A 2524-nucleotide genomic window follows, 5' to 3' on the forward strand; every position below is an offset into this window, starting at 1 on the left:
AACTGCGGGACCATCTCCTCCATTCCGCGGAAATCCGTCTTTTTTTCCTTCGCTTTCGATAACGACAGCAGGGGCGTTGCCGCAACCATGGCCGACCCCATCAATGCCTTTTGTGCAAACTCTCTTCTATTCATGTGGTTTCGTCTCTGTCTGTGTTAAGTAATGAATGCAAGTGATGCTTACCTTCTTCGCTTAAAAACCGGTACAGGTTCCTGATCCATAAAAAATTTCCCTCCCGTAATCATTAGATGAAGGACTGGATTGGCGGTTAACCGTATCCGCTACGAGTACCGGTCGGTCGGCGAGGGGGCCGTGCCCACCACACTGGGTTCTTCCGGGATGCCCGCAACGGGACCGAATGCATAGGTATCGGGTCCCAGCCGCATATCGGAGTTGACGACTTCGTCCCAGGTAATTTGCTCCCCGGTATAGGCGGCCATGCGTCCCATAATGGCCAGTCGCGTGGAGTTGACCTGTAATTCCGAATCATTGATATAGGGACCGGTGCGAATTCCTTTTATGAGTTCCACATGCTCCTGCACAAACGGGTCGTTGACCGTCCATTCGGACTCCGTGTCCTCTTCTCCGGGATACGGGTATTCCCAGAGCGGTTCGCCGTCGTGGCTGTAAATGCCCCCGCCGCAGTCGACATACCCCTCGGTTCCTGTAATCATTTCCACCCTTCCGCTGTCCGTCCCATTGATTTGCCGGATGGAGCCGTGCATCTTCACACCATTTTCGTACTCGTACTGGATGCTGAAATAATCGTACTGATCACCGGATATCCGCTGTTGGCGTCCCCCGTAGCCATAGGCCAATTCGGGATTTTTTCCCAGGTACCAGTTCATCAGGTCCAGGTGATGGATATGCATCTCCACAATATGGTCGCCGGACAGCCAGGCAAAATTGCCCCAGTTGCGTAGCATGTACTCCATGTCGGTCCACTCCGGCTTGCGTTCCACCCACCACAGGGCGCCCCCGTTGCGCAGCGCCTGGCCCGATATGATCTCCCCGATCATACCGTCCCTGACGCGTTCGCGGGTTTCAATATAGTCTTTGCTGTATCGCAGGGCCGTACCGCTGACCATGCAGAGCTGCTTTTCTTTGGCTGTTTGGGTGGTCTCCATCATCATCCGAGCGCCGACCGGGTCCACCGCCACCGGTTTCTCCTGGAACACATGCTTGCCCGCCTCAATGGCGGCCCTGACGTGCATGGGACGAAAATGGGGGGGCGTGGCAAAGAGCACCAGGTCCACGCCGGAATCGATCACGTTCTGGTAGGCGTCAAAGCCCACGTAGCAGTGCTCGTCGGCTACCTCCACGCCCCGCGCTTTGTTCAGGTTCGCCCGGCACTTGTCCAGCTGGTCCTGGAACACATCGCCCAGGGCCGTAATTTCGAGGTTGGGTCCCGCATCCAGAAAGTTGACGGCAGCCCCGCTCCCCCGGCCCCCGCATCCGACCAGCCCGGCCTTCAGCGGCTCGCCATCCGGGGCCTGATCGTCCATCGTCACATACGGCTCGGTCTTTTGGAACGCCCCGGAGCGGGACCCCGATCCGGTACGATTCGATGACAGCAGTCCCGCCGCCCCAAGCGTCATTTTTGAAAGGAATTGACTCCGGCTCTGCGAATTATTTTTATTTTTCTTCATCATGAAAACACCACTAAAAAATAACCCCGTTTCAGCTTACTTCTTTTGAAGTTCATGCAACCTCTTTCTCCCCCCTACCTTCTCTTTTTTGCCTTAATTCTAATACCTAACTATACCGGTCGGTCGGCGAAGGGGCGGTTCCGACCACGGGCGGTTCTTCCGGGATTCCGGTAACAGGACCGAATTCATAGGTATCGGGACCGAGCCGCATATCGGAGTCAACGACTTCGTCCCACGTAATTTCCTCGCCGGTATAGGCCGCCATGCGTCCCATGACAGCCAGGCGAGTCGATTTGATCAGCTCGTCGGAATCATTGATATAGTCCCCGGTTCGTATGGCCGTAACCAGTTCAACATGCTCTTGACGGAAGGGTGGATTTACCGTCCATTCGGAATCGGTATCCCCGTCATCGGGATGCGGGTACTCCCAGATAACTTCGCCATCGTGGTTATACAGGATGCCGCTTGCATCGGCATAGCCCTCCGTACCGGTAATCATCTGCTTACGGCCATTGTCGCAGCCATTGATCTGACGGGTGGCGCAATGCGCTTTTTTACCGTTTTCATACTCATATACGATACTGAACTGGTCAAACTGGTCGCCGGATATCCGCTGCTGGCGTCCCCCGTAACCGATCGCTTTGACCGGGTGACTTCCGACATACCAGCTCATCACATCCAGCTCATGGATAAACATCTCCACGATATGGTCCCCGGAAAGCCATGCAAAATTGCCCCAGTTGCGCAACATGTATTCCATATCCGACCACTCCGGCTTGCGTTCCACCCACCAGAGGGCGCCGCCGTTGCGAATGATATTGGCACTGACCACTTCGCCGATGGCGCCTTCGGCCACGCGTCTCTGGGTTTCTATA

Annotated in this window: 2 protein-coding genes; both read right to left on the reverse strand. The window is 55.6% G+C overall.

Translation table 11 applies throughout. The features are described from left to right. Positions 1–281: 281 nt before the first annotated feature. Positions 282–1652 carry a Gfo/Idh/MocA family protein gene (locus tag ACESLU_RS12475; RefSeq protein WP_372638969.1) on the reverse strand — a complete coding sequence of 457 codons (1371 nt, stop codon included), beginning with the start codon at positions 1650–1652 and terminating at the stop codon, positions 282–284. A gap of 103 nt (positions 1653–1755) precedes the next feature. Further along, positions 1756–2524 (reverse strand): Gfo/Idh/MocA family oxidoreductase (locus tag ACESLU_RS12480; RefSeq protein ID WP_372638970.1); only part of this gene is annotated, 769 nt, incomplete at its 5' end.

The organism is Fodinibius sp., from assembly GCF_041642155.1.
Lineage (GTDB): Bacteria > Bacteroidota > Rhodothermia > Balneolales > Balneolaceae > Fodinibius.

Coding starts and splice junctions, on each gene's coding strand:
- ACESLU_RS12475 (WP_372638969.1), bottom strand. CDS start 1,652: ATGATGAAGAAAAATAAAAATAATTCGCAGAGCCGGAGTCAATTCCTT.